This is a genomic window from Marinomonas phaeophyticola, from assembly GCF_026966905.1.
In the GTDB taxonomy this organism is placed as follows: domain Bacteria; phylum Pseudomonadota; class Gammaproteobacteria; order Pseudomonadales; family Marinomonadaceae; genus Marinomonas; species Marinomonas phaeophyticola.
In genome coordinates, this window is the sequence record NZ_JAPUBN010000013.1 from 375,319 (window position 1) to 392,106 (window position 16,788).

Sequence of the window (16,788 nt, forward strand, 5' to 3'; positions counted from 1 at the left end):
TTATAGGCGTTATTGAAGTGGATTGATTCTGCTTTGCCTACTTAATTTAGGATACTAATGAAAAAGACGTTTGTTCTATCTAACCCTAAAATGTCGTATCAGCGCATTATTGAAACGGCAAAAAATGATGTTAAAAAACACATAAAAGCAGAACGCAACAAAGATTTGCCTGACAATGCCGATTATTGGGGATTTGAGTGTAAATTTGGTCAAACTGCCGAGAATGCTAAACATATTCATGAAGGCGACATCAATAGCAATATCAGTTCTGCACAAAGCCAACACTGGAAGTCTTTTTACCTAGAAGTCGTCTCCGTAGCCAAGGTTCGTACCAAGAGTATAGATGTTGATGCTAACAGCGCTAATGGTTAACAGAATGAAAACACTATAATTGTGTTTTACTGGAAATACAGGATAAATAGGCAGATAAGGATTGTCTGCTATTCGCTCCTCCCTCAGGCTCTATTTGTTAAGAATGGGATCTTAAGTCTAAAATTTTCTTATCCACTGCGGTATATCTCTATTCTCTTCACACTTTAAAATTAGTATTTTCTAATACCAATTTCATTATAATCAGAATTTTTATTTTCTCTCTACTACTTATATATTTTAAGTAAAGGATAAGAGGTTTTGGATATTTAACGCTATTCTCTAATCAGTGAAGCGTTAGAAGTTCAATTTTTTATTGTCTTTTTTATAACGAATGCTTTGTAGGTTTAAATTCTATGATTAAGAAAAAATTCTTTTAATATAATATTATTTAATCTAACCTGTAGTAACGTAATAAATTCTATCAAGGTGTGAATATGAAAGCAGTTAATGAAGAGTGGTTTCAACACCCATTTAATGGCCCATACATAAATACCTCATATAAGAACAATAGGTTAGGAGTGGCTCACTGGAGAAGTTATATGGAAGCGACCGGTGGCGGCTTTAATAAAGGTGGGATTGCAGGACCATTTGTTTTGCCGGCAGGGATGGAGTTATGGAAACTGTCTGCTTATAAAGTCGGTGGTCCGAAAGCAAAAGTATCTGAATGGTGGTGTGCAAAAAATCCTTTTAAAGAACAAACTCATGGATTACGACGTTCTCTTGAAGAAGCAGCGCTTAATGGCGTGCCTCTGAATGTGTATGCTCGTATTGCAAGCTGTGTAAAAATCGAATGGAACACATTAGATACGTTGCAAATTATTAAATTGAACAAACCTGTTAAGGCATTATGGGGGAAGTTTGCCCCTATGAATCTTCATGATATAAAAAATCCAAAATATTGGACGGATAAGAATGATGCACGCTTAAAGCAAATGCAGCAAAGTGGGTATGATCCCGCTTTAGGGGATGCTGTCCTAGGTGGATTAGGCGCATATCAGCTATTTATTCCTGGAATGATAGGAGAGGATGTGACGGTTGTCGGCTATGCAAATGCGAATGAACAAAATTATTCTGAGATAAAAAGACTTCTCGGTATTAATAGTTTGCCTAGTGGTCCTAATGATTTAGGTTGGAGTAGGTCTAAGTAATCCGGTTTTTAAACATGTTCTAAAAATTAGTAAGGTAATTAATCATTGCTGTCTATTTTAATCTTTATATGCTCAGGGATGAGTATTTTATAATAATGAAGATGCTTTTTGGGCTTTTAGTTTCTACTATCAATCCTATTCTTTCTTAATAAAAATCATTCTCTTCTTTCTTTATATCGTGTCTTATACCAACTTGCTTTAAAGGCAATACTCTACTTCTATTGCTCCTCAATAATTCAAATTAAACTATTTTTTTAACGAATACTGAATAGGTTGACTATATCGGTACTTTCTTAATTCATTTGGTAGTAGGGTATCTTTAAGATATCGATCTAAACTAAAGACATATTGTTGTATTTATCTATTTTGACGGTGGTAATGACCATAGAAGGGACTAACCATGAACTCACGATTTACTGTTCCACTGCTGCTACTGTTTACACTTGCTCTGTTTGGATGTCAGGAGGCGGAATACACTTATGCTATGGGGAATATTGAGCGAGATCGAATTAGTTTATCAGCCCCCAGCTCAGAACAAATTGTTACCGTGATGGTTAGCGAGGGAGAAGTTGTTGAGAAAGGAGATGTGTTGTTGCAATTAGAAGACCGCAGTGTCAATGCTTTAGTGGCTCAGCGAGAAGCAGAGCTTATTCAGGCCAAGGCGGCGCTGAGTATGTTAACGGCTGGTACTCGACCTGAGCAGTTAAGTGCGGCGTTAGCGGCGTTAGATGCAACTCAGGCAGCGAGCACCGAGGCTGAATTGAAATATCAGCGTTATAGCAAACTTTATCAGAGTAACGTTATCGGGAAAGCGGATTTGGACGCAACAAAAGCGAATAGAGACAGCACTAAAGCAAAGGCTCAGCAATCCTATGACCAATGGCTTGAATTAAAAAATGGTGCACGAGAAGAAGATATTCAACAAGCGAGCGCTAGGGTTCAAGGGGCTCAGGCGGCGTTATTATGGCAGCGAAAAATGCTTGAAGACTTAACGATTAGAGCGCCAGTAGACGGTATTATCGATACACTGCCTTGGCATGAAGGTGATAGAGTTGTGTCGGGTACTCAGTTGGTTAGTTTACTTTCAGCGGCATTACCTTATGCTCGAGTTTACTTACCTGCAAACGCTTTAACTAAGGTTAAAGCGGGAGAGACTATTGAAGTTTTTGTAGATGGGGTAGAGGATTCGCTTCAAGGAAGAATACGAAATATCCGTTCACAACCTGCATACACGCCTTTTTATGCCTTAAATGAACGAGACAGGGCCCGTTTAATGTATTTAACCGACATTGAGTTGTTTGAAGCTGATGCCTTGCCTACTGGCTTGGCTGTTGAGGTACGTATACCATGACAGGTAAGGTCTTTAAGGAAGGGGGACATCTTGAGTATGCTATAGAAGCGAAAGGGCTGAGTAAAAGCTTTGGTCAACATATAGCGATAAATCAGTTAGATTTACAAATACCCAAGGGTCGTATCTATGGCTTTTTAGGGCCTAATGGTTGCGGCAAATCCACTTGTATTCGTCTACTTACAGGTTTGTTAGAGGCGAGCAATGGAGAGGTAAATATCCTAGGCAAACCTCTGCTAGGGAATGAAGAGTCTCTAAAGCAACGTATAGGTTATATGACACAGAAATTTTCCTTGTACGATGATCTCACTGTCAAAGAAAACTTGAGTTTTGTTGGGGCTATTTATGGTTTTACTGGTAAACAAAAAAAAGCCCGTATAAACGAGCTGCTTTCTTTGTATGATTTAGAAAAACAAACCAAGCAGTTTGCCGGGTCCATGAGCGGAGGTCAAAAGCAACGTCTTGCTTTAGCTTGTGCCACTTTACATTCACCGGAGCTGTTATTTCTTGATGAGCCTACTTCCGCCGTGGATCCTGAGAATCGAAGAGAGTTCTGGGAGCGACTGTTTGACCTTTGTGACGCTGGGACGACGATTTTGGTATCCACTCACTATATGGATGAAGCTGAACGTTGCCATGCTTTAGCCATCTTAGAAGAAGGAAATAAGCGTGCGGATGGCTCTCCTCAGCAGTTAATGGAGGCTATGCCGGCTAAAGTAGTCGAGGTTAGTGGTGATAATTTAAGGCGCCTTAAGCAAAACTTAATACAACACCCTGACATTATGTCTGCAGCGCAAATCGGCGCACACTTGAGGGTGTTGGTTAAACAAAAAGTAGCAAATCCACTTCGCTTCATTTCACAGCTGAGTGATGGCCGAGTAGCTGTATTAGCTCGCCCCAGTCTTGAAGATGTGTTTGTCGCTTGTACTGGTGGTCGTCATGTGGATTAGAATTTATGCGGTTTTTATAAAAGAGTTAAAACAACTCTCCCGCGATAAAATGACCTTTGGCATGATTGTAATGATTCCTCTGGTACAGTTGATGCTCTTTGGTTATGCCATTAATACGGATGCAAGACACATCCCCGTCGGTCTTGTGGATCTTAGTCAAACATCAGAGAGTCGTGCCATTGAGCAAGCGGTTATGGCAACGCAATCGGTGGATTTCATCGCTCGTTATGCCTCTATAAAAGCCGCTGAAATGGCGATTACTAAGGGTGAAATTAGAGCCGTACTTTATTTGCCTGTGGATCTTCCCCGTCGTTTATTTTTACATCCCAGCTATGACCATATGCAAATGCATTCAGCACTGACTTTACCCATTGGCCAATGGATTGTAGATGGCTCAGATACGGTGATTGCCTCTAGCATTCGAGTATTAAGAAATATGCCATTAGATGAAGTGGCTGGTCATGAAGTGACCCAAACATCAGCGAGTTTTGAAGTCGTGCAATATTTTAATCCTGAACAAAGAACCGTAGTTAATATCGTTCCAGGGTTGGTGGCAGTGATTCTTACTATGACAATGATTTTGTTCACTTCTGCGGCGATTGTTAGAGAGCATGAGCATGGAAATATGGAGTTCTTGATCACAACGCCAATACGTCCGATGGAATTAATGGTCGGTAAAATCACGCCTTATGTCATAGTTGGACTTATACAGGTTGCCATTATTTTAAGTGTTGGCTATTGGGTCTTCTCTGTCCCAATTAAAGGTGGGTTATTTTCTCTTTTTTGTGCCTCAATCCTATTTATTTTTGCTAGTTTAACGCTCGGGTTAGTGATTTCAACAGTGGTCAAAAACCAGCTGCAGGCAATGCAGATGACGATTTTTATATTGTTGCCATCCATTTTGTTATCGGGATTTATGTTTCCTTACGATGCCATGCCAGTAGCGGCCCAATGGGTTGCTGAGTCGTTACCTGTTACTCATTTCATGCGTATGATTCGAGCCATCGCATTAAGAGAAGCGAGTATTATGCTCTTAGGGAAAGACGCGCTTTGGCTCGCGGTGTTTACAATAGTTGGGATTATTATTGCCTCATTACGCTTTAAAAAGAAGCTAGAATAAAGTGGGAGCAGCAAAGGCGATTAATCTTATTGACGTTCTTATACATATCTTAACGGAACTCCCCTAAACACAGACTGGTTTTAGGCATATTATCCTGCACCTAATTATACCTTTACAGAAAAATACATTTTAAAGAAGGATTACTACTATGTCGGAACTTCTAGAAAACCTAGATGTTAATCAATATGTACCTCTTGCGTTAGATTGGACCACAAATATTTTACTTGCTGTAGCGTTACTTTTAATTGGGTTGTGGGTCGCCAGCAGTGTTAATAAACTCGTGGTTGGTATTAGTAAAAAGCACGCTCAGTTAGACGATACATTATTTCGCTTTCTAGGCAGTGTCGCACGTTATATTGTGTTGGCTTTTGTTGTTATTGCCATTCTGAATAACTTTGGCGTACAAACAGCATCGATTGTTGCTCTATTAGGCGCAGCCGGTTTGGCGGTTGGTCTCGCTTTGCAAGGTGCTATGTCTAACCTTGCTGCGGGTGTGATGTTGCTTATTTTTCGACCATATAAAGTGGGTGATTTTATCGATGCGGCTGGGCGTTTTGGTAACGTTACTGAAATAGATATGTTTACGACTATTTTGCAAACATTTGATAATCAACAAATCATCATTCCAAACAGCCAAATTTGGGGTGAACAAATTATTAACCACTCGCACTATAGTGAACGTGGTGTTGATATGCGTTTTAGTGTTGCTTATGCTGAGAATACGGATAAAGCGCGTGGGGTTATTGATGCTGTATTGGCCAATCATCCACATATTTTAAAAACACCAGCGCCATTTGTTGAAGTCGAAACGCTGAATGACAGTTCCGTTGATTTTATTGTTCGTCCTTTTTGTAAAGGTGAGCATTATTTTGATGTGCTTTATAGTGTACCAGAATTGATCAAAAAAGCGCTTGATGAGAATGGTATTGAGATTCCGTTCCCACATCGTAAAGTTATTTTAGTGAATGAAAAACCATAACGTTTTATTTACAGAAATACCTTATTAAAAAATACTAATGAAGAGGCCAAAATCTTTTAAATTAAGCATTCACTTTTGATGTGCTGTGCTGCTATTTAAGATTTTGGCTGATTTATAAAAGATCTCTTTATCAGTCAACCCCATATAATCATCTTAGCTTTTATTCAAAAGCGAATTGACCTTCCCCGTTCTTTGTTAGACTGTTTTTATAATCATTGATAACAGAACTAAGCATGATTAAACTCATATCTTCTAAGAATGCATTCCATTTATCTTGGTTAGCCGTATCGGCTCAAGGGTTTTTAAGACTTACTTTAGGTGAAACCGCTTACTAAAGGATTAGCAGGGCGCTCAGGTCGATGGCTCATGTATACTCATATGCTGTGATCTAGTTTACGCAGGCTACTTTATGTCGAGTCAAGCTAAAGCCAGCTAGAGCGACGAAGAATAAAATCAACCAAGATCCCATGATAACACCTGTCCAGCCATTCGCTTGCCAAAAGGGATCAAGATAAAATCCGCCTAAACTAGCGCCTAAATAGTAAAAGACTAAATATAAAGAAGAGGCGCTGGCTTTTGCGTGTTTTGCCGTACGACTGACAAAGCTGCTGGCGGTGGAGTGGCAAAGAAAGAACCCTAAACTGTTGATCAACAATCCTAAAATAATGGCCTGTAACGAATCACCTAGTGTGACCAAGGAACCAAAAATAAAAATGCAAGTTCCTAACACCATGATGTTGGCTTGACCCCAACGCTTAGCTAATTTTCCAGACATAGCCGAACCGAGAGTGCCTGACAGATAGGTTAAAAACAGTAAACCAACGTATTTCGCGGAAAGATGATAAGGGGCGGCTTCGAGTAAGAAAGTGACGTAGCTATATTGATTGATGAAAATAAAGAAACTAAACCCGCCAATGAAATAGCAGGTTAATAAGCGGCGGTTTTGTAGATGATCTTTCATATTCATCAGAATATGGCCAATTTTTAATGTCTTAGGCTCAAAGTGCTGCGATTTTGGTAGTAAGATATAAAAAGCTAATAGACAAATAAGACTGATGCCACTCATTACCGCAAAGGTAGCTGATTGACCTAACCACTCGCCAACGAACCCTCCAATTAATCGACCGCCAATACCTCCTAACGTGTTACCACTAATGTACAAACCAACAGCGACCATTAACGCTTCTGGTGTGTATTCATCGCCTAAATAAGCTACAGCGATAGCAGGCAAGCCGGCTAAGAAGAACCCCTGTAGTGCTCGTAATGCTAATAACGATTCATAGCTTTGGACCAAGGATAAGCAAAATGTGGTTAGAGTTATGCCTGCCATTGTCATTACCATAATGCCTTTTCGACCTAAGGCGTCAGAGATAGGCCCATAAAAAAGTAATGAAAGCCCTAGGGTTAATGTCGTAATGGTAAAGCTGGCACTGGCTTGTAATGGACTAATGGAAAACTCATTGGCAATCATGGGAAGCAAAGGTTGAGTGACATACACATTGGCAAACACCATAAAAGAGCCAATCACTAAGGCGAGAGTGCCACGCCAAAATACAGAACTGCCTACTTCGATCACACTTCACTCCAATGAGATAGAACTCAAAAATCATATTGATATTATAGATTGACTATACGCCTAGATAATTTATCAATAAAATATATCTATCTTATCTAAACCATAAGGATTATTGATGGATATTAAACCTTTACGTTATTTTATGGCCATTGCCAATACGGAGAGCTTTACCAAGGCGGCACAACAACTAGGGGTAGCTCAGCCGGCCGTTAGTATGGCCATCAAAAAGTTAGAGGCTGATTTAGGACTGACCTTAATTCACCGTGCAGATCGAAATGTCGGTCTTACGGATGAAGGCAAAAAATTACTTTTGCATGCCGAAAAGATCATTCAAGCAACGGACGATGCCTTATTAGAAATGCGAGAACTCAAAGGATTAAGTCAAGGTGAAGTGCGAGTGGGGATTCCAAGTATGCTAGGTTCTTATTATTTTCCTCCAATTCTTATGGCATTTCGCCATCGTTACCCCACTATTATGTTAAAAGTCATCGAAGGCGGTACCTGGCAGTTACAAAAAATGCTTGAGAATGGAGAGCTAGATTTAAGTGTTATTGTTGCTGAAACCTTGCCTGACAGTTTACAAACACAGGCGCTTATTCGAGAAGAAATGTTAGTAACCATAGCAACGGACCATCCTTTTAGTACTTTGGATAGAGTGACTCCAGAAACCTTTTTCGAAGAAGAGCTGGTGATGTTTAAAGAAGGCTATTTTCATCGACGTATTGTTGATAAGTTGGCAAAAGCCTGTAAAAAAACACCTAAAATAGGTTTTGAAACCAACTTAATTCCTCTTATCAAGTCTATTACTCAACAAGGTTTTGGCATTTCGACGTTATTAGCCATGGTGATTGAAGACGACGATGAATTGATCACACGCTCTTTTGATCCGCCTATCTGGCTAGATCTTGGAATCGCATGGCGTAAAGACAGTTATCTCTCTAAAGCCAATCGCGCTTTTCTCGAATTTGTTAGTGAACATGGGCGTGGTTAAAGTGCATCAATAAAGGCGGTGATAAAAAGTTCTCAAGTGATACACTTTGGTAACAGTTAACTTTAGCTGGTTGGTTTTATAATGAACTACTCCTCTCTTTATATGAAGCATTAAGTACTATGAGCAAATTTGATTTTTCCGTCGTTAATAGAGAAACAAGCGATTCATTTCATAAGCAAAAAGCAAAAATAAAAAAGGTGTTGGCCGGTAAGGCTGTGGTATGTGATGTTTGTCAGCAAGGGCTTACTTTGGTGCCAGCGAATAAGGAAGGGCGTGCTTACATTAATTGCAAAAAAGGTTGTACCAATATTGAATTAGAAGTTGATGTCTAATATTTGTTATTAAAAATAAAAAAGCATTTGAGAGTATCAAATGCTTTTCATTTTCAGTCGCTTTTTTTAGGTTATTACAGCGAGTTTTGATCAACCGTTATATCAGGGCGCTTTGAGAAGATTCTTCTGACTATGACAAAAAACAAAGGCACAAAGAAAATCGCTAACACAGTCGCTGTTAAGGTGCCTCCAACAATGGCTGAGCCGATGGAAATACGACTGTTAGCGCCCGCACCAGTAGAGAGGACTAATGGAAGCGTGCCGACAATAAACGCCATCGAGGTCATAATAATTGGACGTAAACGAAGACGCGCGGCTTGAGAGGCGGAATCCCAGACATTTGCCCCGTTACGATAAGCCGCTTCGGCAAATTCTACAATCAAGATGGCATTCTTGGACGAGAGGCCAATGGTTGTTAATAACGCCACCTGAAAATACACATCATTTTCGAGCCCACGTAGATGAGCGGCCGCCGCAGCTCCAATCACGCCTAATGGAATAACTAAGATAACCGACAAGGGAACTGTCCAGCTCTCATAAAGTGCGGCAAGGCATAAGAAAACCACCAGAATAGAGATGGCGTATAGCATCTGCGTTTGCCCACTGGATAAGCGTTCTTGATAGGATAACCCACTCCAAGAACCTGTTACTCCGCCAGACATAGCGTCAGAAATACGTTGTAATTCGTCCATCGCGGCACCAGAGCTTACACCTGTAGCACCTGAACCTTGTATTTCATAAGAGGCCGCACCATTAAAACGACTTAAGCTCTTTGGTCCATAAGTCCATTCGCTTTCAGCAAAAGCAGAGAAAGGTGTCATGGTGTTATCACTACCGCGAACATACCAATTTTGTAAGTCTTCAGGGGATGAGCGGTATTGCGCAGCACCTTGCATGTAAACGGTTTTAACACGGCCACGATCAATAAAGTCGTTTATGTATCTACCTGCCCATGCACTGCTTAAGGTTGAGCTGATGTCAGAAAGGGACAAGCCGAGAGCAGAGGCTTTTTCTTGGTCAATATCAATATGTAATTGAGGCGCTTCTGATTGAGACCCTAAACGAACCCCATTTAAAAGAGGGCTGGCGTTGGCGTCATTTAATAGTGCATCACGCATTTCCAGTAGTGTTGCTCGATCCGTATTACCCGTCGCTTGCAGTTGGAACGTAAAGCCACTACTTTGTCCTAAACCTCGGATAGATGGCGGAATGAGAGAAAAGATACGAGCATCGCGTAAACCTGCGAAAGCACCATATGAACGACCTACAATAGCACTCGCCGTGTTTGCTGGACCAATACGTTCACTCCAATCCTTTAAGGCGATAAACGCCATTCCTGCATTTTGACCGCTACCCATAAAATTGAAGCCAGAAATAGTAAAAATGTCGCTAACATTATTCTTTTCTGTTTCTAAAAAATAGTCTTCTACTTCTCTCATGACTTTATCAGTACGAGACATTGCAGCCCCTTCAGGTAGCGATACCATCACCATGACTCGGCCTTGATCTTCTGTTGGTAGAAAACCAGATGGTAGTGAGGTCATTAATCCTGTTAGGCCAGCCACAATAAAGCCGTAGATCAGCATCCAACGAATGGGTTGTTTAATGATTCGGCTGACTCCGCCAAAATATTTGCCAGTGGCACGGTCAAAGGTACGGTTAAACCAGCCACCTAATCCTTTCTTATTGGTTGTGTGATTGGCTTTTAATAGAGTTGCGCACAAGGCTGGCGTTAGCGTAAGTGCCACAATAACGGAAAGCACCATAGAGGCAACAATAGTGATTGAAAACTGACGATAGATAACCCCAGTAGAGCCACTGAAAAACGCCATAGGTAAAAATACAGCAGAAAGTACAACGGCAATACCAATTAGGGCACTGGTTATTTCTTTCATTGATTTTATCGTTGCGGCTTTAGGGGAGAGTTTTTCTTCTTCCATTACCCTTTCAACGTTTTCAACGACCACAATGGCATCATCGACAAGTAAGCCGATAGATAGAACGACACCAAACATCGTTAAGGTATTGATGGAGAACCCAAACAGCTCTAAAACACCAAACGTCCCTAAAAGTACAACAGGTACCGCAATGGCTGGGATTAATGTGGCGCGCCAACTTTGCAAGAAGATAAACATGACAACGATAACTAAAGCGATGGCTTCAAATAGCGTTTTTACCACTTCTTCAATAGAGATACGAATAAAGTCGGTATTATCCACCGGATAGGCAAGTTTATAACCATCGGGTAAATTCTTAGAAAAATCGTCTAATACACTTTTTACACCTTCGGAAGTAGAAAGTGCGTTGCCTTCAGGTGAAAGCATCACTGCTAAACCGGACGCAGGGTGACCATTTAAACGGGTGATAAAGGAATAGGATTCATTCCCTAGCTCTACTTTAGCGACATTGCTTAAACGTACCGTTGCGCCACTATTGTCGTAGGTTAAGATAATGTCTTGAAACTGTTCCGCTGTTTGCAGTTTAGACTGAGCGGTCACGGTGACATTTAATTCTTGTCCCTCAATAATTGGATAACCACCAATACTACCTGCGGCTACTTGAGTGTTTTGTGCAAGGATAGCCGCAGAAATATCGGATGGCATCAATTTATACGATGCGAGTTTTAACGGGTCCAGCCAAATTCTCATGGAATATTCAGAGCCAAAAACCTGCAGACTACCAACGCCTTCCACACGAGAAATCGGGTCTTGAAGACTGGCAACAAGAAAGTCTGAAATATCACCAGATGAATTTTTATCCGTTTCATCATAAATCGCAACGACCATTAAAAAGTCAGAATTCGATTTTTTTACCGACACACCGCTTTGTTGTACGGATGTGGGGAGATTAGAGGACACCTGTTGGATCTTATTTTGTATTTGAACCTGAGCGATATCCGCGTCTGTGCCTTGTTCAAAAGTAACATTGATACTGGTACGACCACTGGAACTACTTGATGAAGAGAAGTACAGTAATCCGTCCAATCCGGTGAGTTGTTGCTCTAGGATTTGAGTAACACTGTTTTCGACGGTTTCTGCAGAAGCGCCAGAGTAAGTCGCTGAGATGTTAATTGTGGGTGGTGCCACATTTGGGTATTGGGATATGGGCAAGGTCGTAATCGATGCAATACCTGCAAGCATAATGGCAATAGAAATCACCCATGCAAAAACCGGTCGATTGATAAAGAAATGAGCAATCATAAATTAATTCCCTTGAGTTGAAGCAACACTAGCATTTTCCAAAACAATCGAACCGGTTAGGCTATCTCGTTTCATATTTACCATAGTCACCTCGGTGCCGGTTCTGGCTTTTAATGTGCCTTCAACAATCACCTTGTCTCCTGCTTCAATCCCAGAAAGTACTAACCATTGATTACCGATAGTACGTTCAACGGTCAAATCTCGACTTTCTACAATATTGTCTTTATTAACGATGTAAGCAATAGGATTGCCTTTTACGTCTCTAAAAACACCCTGTTGTGGAACTAAAATGGCGGCATTATGAGTGAGCTCATGAATCAAGCCACGAACAAACATACCCGGTAATAAAAGGTTATCAGGATTAGGAAACTCTGCTCTCAAGGTAACACTGCCTGTGGATTCATCTACGCTGATTTCTCGTGCTTTCAGAGAACCTTCATATTGATATTGAGAGCCGTCTTCTAGAATTAATGACACTTTATTAGAACCTTTATCAACATTGTCTTTAGATAAAAACGTACGTTGTTTAAGTTGGTCTAAACTGGTTTGTGCCAAATCAACAAAAATAGGGTCTAGGGAGCGAACCGTTGTCATTACCGTCGACTGATTACTGGTGACCAAAGCCCCAACGGTTACTTGAGATATGCCAATGCGCCCATCAATTGGGGATCTGATTTTTGTATAATCTAGGTTTATTTTGGCTCGTTCTAATGCCGCTTCAGAGCCTTTTTGTTTCGCAATGGCTTCTAAATAAGCCACGTGAGCATCATCTAGGTCCTGTTGAGAAACATTATTTTGTTTGCGCAGTTCGGTATAACGTGTATTTTTTAGTTGTGCCGATTTTAGGCTGGCGTTAGCGGACTCTAAATCGGCTTGAGCTTGCTTATAAGAAGAGACATAGGTTGAATCATCCAGTTCATAAAGTAGGTCGCCAGTATTCACATTTTGGCCTTCTTCAAAGAAACGCTTCTTGACTATGCCACCAACTTGAGGACGAATTTCTGCTACTAAGCTGGACGTTGTGCGCCCTGGTAACTCTGTCATCAGATCGGTTTTGTGTGTTTCTATAGTGACTACGCCCACTTCCACTTTAGGCTTTGGTGGTGGTGCTGATTTCGCTTTTTCTTCCTGACAACCAACCAGTAATAAAACCAGTAACACACTTGAAGCATATTTTAATTTAGGCAACATTGAGATGACTTCCTTTCGAAAACATGAAAAACGGCTATTGACCGATACTATAAACTAAGCTGAAGGGTTTTATACATTTTAAAAAGTGCAATAAATCAGCATTAGCATTATGAAAACGGCATTTATTCATTTAACTTATAGTAATTACAAAGCAAGTTTAATGCCATGCAATGCTAATAAAATCGTTTTAAAGGCTAGTCATAATGAATGATTGAGTTGAACCTAGATTTTTGGCTTAAAGTAAGAGTATGGTAAATGTTGAACAGGGATTTTAATAAAGAAAGTAAACCATCTAATAGTAAGAGAGTGAACATGCTTATTGACCCAACATCCTTGCGCTTATTTGTTTGTGTTATAGAGCAGGGGTCAATTGCTAAGGCGGCGGAATTGAATTTTATAGCGGCCTCAGCCATATCAAAACGCATTAAAGAATTAGAACAATTACTGCATACTCCATTAATGATGCGGACGAACAGAGGCGTGGTGGCAACTCCAGCAGGAAAAGCATTGTTGCAAATGTCACGTGGTGTATTGCATCAATTAGATGACATTTACAATCAGATGAATGAATTTTCACATGGCCTTCGTGGTCAAGTGAGAATGGTGGCGAACATCTCCGCTATTAGTCAGTTCCTTCCTAAGCAGTTACGTTCTTTTCTAAATCAAAATCCCCAAGTGCAAATCCATTTAGAGGAAAAGATAAGTAGTGAAATAGTCCGCGCCGTTGCTGAAAATTCAGCCGATATTGGTATTGTAACCATCGCTTCTCGAGAATATACAGACTTATCTATTTACCCTTATAAAACGGATAGATTGGTTGTTATCACACCTGTTGGTCATCCTTTAGGCCAATTTAAAGAAATAAATTATATTGATACTTTAGATTATGATTATGTTGGTTTACACACTGGCAGTGCGATTAATAATCAAATGCTGAAGGCGTCTGAAGCAGAAAGCTTACCACTTAATATGCGCATACAAGTCACTAGCTATGAAGCGCTTTGTAGCATGGTAGAGTCAGGCCTTGGCATAGGGCTTATGCCTATTGATATTGCTCGACCTTATATTAAAGCTTCACGAATAGAAGCCTTGCCTTTGTTAGACAGCTGGGCGCATCGAGAGTTGAAAATCTGTGTTCGTAGCTCCGATCAATTGTTTGATGCGGCGCACCATTTGTTGAATCATTTACGAACAACGTAAACGCTTCTTTTTAGCCATCTCTTTAGGAGATGGCAGCCTAACATATCAGTGCTTTTCTCCGGTTATTGTTTGGATGATGATATTTGTATCCAATAACAATAAACAGATAAGGGAAACGAGAATGAGCCAATGCGACTCGTCATCTAAAACGGACTCTCCTCATTCTACCGAACTGCCATTGAAAGGTGTTCGAGTTTTAGAATTAGGGTCTCTGATCGCCGGCCCTTATGCTGGCAGTATCTTTGCCCAGTTTGGTGCAGAAGTGATTAAGGTAGAACCGCCAGGAAGCGGTGATCCATTACGCAAATGGCGCAAAATGTACAAAGATACTTCACTTTGGTGGTATTCCCAAAGCCGGAATAAAAAATCGATCACTCTTGATCTTAAATCTCCAGATGCACAAGCAATTATTCATGATCTTGTCAAAGACGTTGATATTGTTATCGAGAACTTTCGCCCCGGAACATTAGAAAAATGGAACCTTGGGTGGGAACAGCTCTCCGCCATCAAACCTGAGCTGATTATGCTACGGGTTTCTGGATACGGACAGGATGGACCTTATTCCTCTCGTCCAGGGTTTGCCGCAATTGCGGAATCCATTGGTGGTTTACGTCACCTAGTCGGTTACCCAGATCAACCTCCTGTCCGTGTTGGCGTAAGTATAGGGGATACGTTAGCTTCCTTGTATGGTGTGATCGGCGCCATGATGGCTATGCACCACCTGAAAGTGAACAAAGGAACTGGCCAATTTATCGATGTGGCCTTGTATGAATCTGTGTTTGGGGTCATGGAGAGCTTAATTCCAGAATACGGCATGTTTGGCTTCATCCGTGAACGTACGGGGGCCAGTATGCCTGGTATTGCTCCATCAGGTTCTTATATGAGTAAAGATCAACGTTATATTGTAATAGCGGCAAATAGTGACAGCATTTTTAAACGCTTGATGAATGCAATGGAACGTCCTGACTTAGCGAACGACCCAGAATTATCTCAAAACGATGGCCGTGCTAAGCGATCCGATGAGTTAGATGAAGCCATTCAGGCATGGACATCACAACATACATTGAAAAGTGCCCTGGCTATTTTGGAAGCGGCGGCGGTGCCTTCAAGTGGTATTAATAATGCAGAAGACATTTATAATGACCCTCACTTCCATGCACGTGAAATGATTGTTGAGCATCCTTTATCAGGTGATGACAAAATTTCTTTGCCGGGTATTGTTCCGAAACTTAGCTTAACGCCTGGTCAAACTAAATGGCTAGGCCCTAAGTTGGGAGAGCATACGGAAGAAGTGCTGGGATCCTTGGGCCTTGATGAAGACAAAATTATGTCTTTGCGCGAAAGCGGTGTGATTTAGGAGGTCGTCTTATGTTTATGCAGAATCTACCGAGTGAGGTGCTTATTAATGAAGTATCCACTCGTGATGGCTTTCAAAGTGAGGCGGTTTTTGTTCCTACGGATAAAAAGATTGAGATGATCGATCGTCTTTCTTTGTTAGGCTTAAACAAGATAGAAGTAACGTCTTTCGTGTCGCCTAAAGCGATCCCTAATTTGCGAGATGCGGAAGAAGTCATGAACCGTATTACACGAAATCCAAAAGTCACTTACGTCGCCTTAGTACCAAATGAAAAGGGTGCTGAACGAGCGTTAGCAACGAAAGCGGATGAAGTGAATCTGGTGATGTCTGTAAGTGAGTCCCATAACCTTTCTAATATGCGAATGACGTGTGCACAGTCACTTGCTCAGTTTAGGCGAATTTGCGGCTTAATGGAGGGCAGTGATGTCCGCATTAATGCTTCATTAGCCACGTCTTTTGGCTGCCCGTTTGAAGGCATTATCGCACCTGAACGAGTAATTGATGTGATAGATCAATACCTTGAAATTGGTATTCAGAGTATTTCAATTGCCGATACTACAGGTATGGCCTCTCCGCGACAGGTATATGAATTGTGTTCTTTAGTACGCAGAATCTACCCCTCTGTCGACGTCACGTTACATCTTCATAATACTCGCGGTATGGGGCTTACCAATGCGCTGGCCGGATTGTCTGCGGGTATTAATCAGTTGGATGCGTCTCTTGGCGGCATCGGTGGTTGTCCCTATGCGCCGGGTGCGACCGGTAATATCTGTACTGAAGACCTTGTCCATATGTTGGAATCTATCGGTTTAAATACGAATGTGGATTTAATGAAGCTACTGGAAATATCACGTGAATTGCCGGCAATGTTAGAGCATGAAACGTCGGGACAAGTTGCTAAAGCAGGATTACGTACCGAAACTAGGCCATTATCTCAAAATGTTATTGACCTTAAAAACCGTAATGAAAAGCACTAAAAAGCTGTTATACAAGAATAAAATGTAAAAACCATAAAAAACTCAAT

Annotated in this window: 14 protein-coding genes; 11 read left to right on the forward strand and 3 right to left on the reverse strand. The window is 41.0% G+C overall.

The window, feature by feature from the left end:
- Positions 1-57: 57 nt before the first annotated feature.
- The 6 genes from O1D97_RS07950 (at position 58) to O1D97_RS07975 (ending at position 5,917) form a co-directional block, all read left to right on the forward strand.
- Positions 58-372, forward strand: a complete 315-nt coding sequence (locus tag O1D97_RS07950) for a DUF6172 family protein (RefSeq protein ID WP_269124478.1) — start codon at positions 58-60, stop codon at positions 370-372.
- Positions 373-806: 434 nt separating this feature from the next.
- A complete protein-coding gene (locus O1D97_RS07955) occupies positions 807-1,520 on the forward strand; it encodes a hypothetical protein (protein WP_269124480.1) in 714 nt (237 codons plus the stop codon).
- Between the two features lie 400 nt (positions 1,521-1,920).
- Positions 1,921-2,871 (forward strand): HlyD family secretion protein, encoded by a 951-nt coding sequence (locus O1D97_RS07960; RefSeq protein WP_269124482.1) that lies wholly within the window; start codon positions 1,921-1,923, stop codon positions 2,869-2,871.
- Positions 2,868-3,818: an ABC transporter ATP-binding protein gene (locus O1D97_RS07965; protein WP_269124483.1), complete on the forward strand. Its 951-nt coding sequence runs from the start codon at positions 2,868-2,870 to the stop codon at positions 3,816-3,818. The genes O1D97_RS07960 and O1D97_RS07965 overlap by 4 nt, the downstream gene beginning before the upstream one ends.
- Positions 3,808-4,938 carry an ABC transporter permease gene (locus O1D97_RS07970; RefSeq protein WP_269124485.1) on the forward strand — a complete coding sequence of 377 codons (1,131 nt, stop codon included), beginning with the start codon at positions 3,808-3,810 and terminating at the stop codon, positions 4,936-4,938. Before O1D97_RS07965 ends, O1D97_RS07970 begins: the two co-directional genes overlap by 11 nt.
- A 148-nt stretch (positions 4,939-5,086) precedes the next feature.
- The gene (locus O1D97_RS07975) at positions 5,087-5,917 is read left to right on the forward strand and encodes a mechanosensitive ion channel family protein (protein WP_269124487.1); all 831 of its coding nucleotides are present in this window, start codon (positions 5,087-5,089) and stop codon (positions 5,915-5,917) included.
- 388 nt (positions 5,918-6,305) lie between these two features.
- Here O1D97_RS07975 and O1D97_RS07980 read toward each other — a convergent pair whose 3' ends face one another.
- Positions 6,306-7,493 (reverse strand): MFS transporter, encoded by a 1,188-nt coding sequence (locus O1D97_RS07980; RefSeq protein ID WP_269124489.1) that lies wholly within the window; start codon positions 7,491-7,493, stop codon positions 6,306-6,308.
- Between the two features lie 115 nt (positions 7,494-7,608).
- Here O1D97_RS07980 and O1D97_RS07985 point away from each other — a divergent pair, with 115 nt between their 5' ends.
- Together O1D97_RS07985 and O1D97_RS07990 are read left to right on the forward strand one after the other, a co-directional pair.
- Positions 7,609-8,484, forward strand: a complete 876-nt coding sequence (locus tag O1D97_RS07985) for a LysR family transcriptional regulator (protein WP_269124490.1) — start codon at positions 7,609-7,611, stop codon at positions 8,482-8,484.
- Positions 8,485-8,603: 119 nt separating this feature from the next.
- Positions 8,604-8,816 (forward strand): hypothetical protein, encoded by a 213-nt coding sequence (locus tag O1D97_RS07990; protein WP_269124491.1) that lies wholly within the window; start codon positions 8,604-8,606, stop codon positions 8,814-8,816.
- 74 nt (positions 8,817-8,890) lie between these two features.
- Here O1D97_RS07990 and O1D97_RS07995 read toward each other — a convergent pair whose 3' ends face one another.
- Together O1D97_RS07995 and O1D97_RS08000 are read right to left on the reverse strand one after the other, a co-directional pair.
- Complete coding sequence (locus O1D97_RS07995; protein WP_269124493.1) at positions 8,891-12,016, reverse strand: efflux RND transporter permease subunit; 3,126 nt, start codon at positions 12,014-12,016, stop codon at positions 8,891-8,893.
- 3 nt (positions 12,017-12,019) lie between these two features.
- Entirely contained in the window at positions 12,020-13,207 is a 1,188-nt protein-coding gene (locus tag O1D97_RS08000) for an efflux RND transporter periplasmic adaptor subunit (RefSeq protein ID WP_269124495.1), read from the reverse strand.
- A gap of 312 nt (positions 13,208-13,519) precedes the next feature.
- On the opposite strand from O1D97_RS08000, the gene O1D97_RS08005 reads away from it, so the two are divergent.
- From O1D97_RS08005 to O1D97_RS08015, 3 genes are all read left to right on the forward strand, one after another.
- Positions 13,520-14,407, forward strand: coding sequence for a LysR family transcriptional regulator (locus O1D97_RS08005; protein WP_269124497.1), 888 nt, complete (start codon positions 13,520-13,522; stop codon positions 14,405-14,407).
- Positions 14,408-14,528: 121 nt separating this feature from the next.
- Positions 14,529-15,764, forward strand: a complete 1,236-nt coding sequence (locus O1D97_RS08010) for a CaiB/BaiF CoA transferase family protein (RefSeq protein ID WP_269124499.1) — start codon at positions 14,529-14,531, stop codon at positions 15,762-15,764.
- Between the two features lie 11 nt (positions 15,765-15,775).
- Positions 15,776-16,741: a hydroxymethylglutaryl-CoA lyase gene (locus tag O1D97_RS08015; protein WP_269124501.1), complete on the forward strand. Its 966-nt coding sequence runs from the start codon at positions 15,776-15,778 to the stop codon at positions 16,739-16,741.
- Positions 16,742-16,788: the final 47 nt, after the last annotated feature.

Bases quoted from the DNA above. Each gene is read 5' to 3' on its own strand.
- O1D97_RS07955 (WP_269124480.1), top strand. From the start codon at position 807: ATGAAAGCAGTTAATGAAGAGTGGTTTCAACACCCATTTAATGGCCCA.
- O1D97_RS07960 (WP_269124482.1), top strand. From the start codon at position 1,921: ATGAACTCACGATTTACTGTTCCACTGCTGCTACTGTTTACACTTGCT.
- O1D97_RS08015 (WP_269124501.1), top strand. From the start codon at position 15,776: ATGTTTATGCAGAATCTACCGAGTGAGGTGCTTATTAATGAAGTATCC.
- O1D97_RS07965 (WP_269124483.1), top strand. From the start codon at position 2,868: ATGACAGGTAAGGTCTTTAAGGAAGGGGGACATCTTGAGTATGCTATA.
- O1D97_RS08000 (WP_269124495.1), bottom strand. From the start codon at position 13,207: ATGTTGCCTAAATTAAAATATGCTTCAAGTGTGTTACTGGTTTTATTA.
- O1D97_RS07990 (WP_269124491.1), top strand. From the start codon at position 8,604: ATGAGCAAATTTGATTTTTCCGTCGTTAATAGAGAAACAAGCGATTCA.
- O1D97_RS07970 (WP_269124485.1), top strand. From the start codon at position 3,808: ATGTGGATTAGAATTTATGCGGTTTTTATAAAAGAGTTAAAACAACTC.
- O1D97_RS08005 (WP_269124497.1), top strand. From the start codon at position 13,520: ATGCTTATTGACCCAACATCCTTGCGCTTATTTGTTTGTGTTATAGAG.
- O1D97_RS07985 (WP_269124490.1), top strand. From the start codon at position 7,609: ATGGATATTAAACCTTTACGTTATTTTATGGCCATTGCCAATACGGAG.
- O1D97_RS07995 (WP_269124493.1), bottom strand. From the start codon at position 12,016: ATGATTGCTCATTTCTTTATCAATCGACCGGTTTTTGCATGGGTGATT.
- O1D97_RS07975 (WP_269124487.1), top strand. From the start codon at position 5,087: ATGTCGGAACTTCTAGAAAACCTAGATGTTAATCAATATGTACCTCTT.
- O1D97_RS08010 (WP_269124499.1), top strand. From the start codon at position 14,529: ATGAGCCAATGCGACTCGTCATCTAAAACGGACTCTCCTCATTCTACC.
- O1D97_RS07950 (WP_269124478.1), top strand. From the start codon at position 58: ATGAAAAAGACGTTTGTTCTATCTAACCCTAAAATGTCGTATCAGCGC.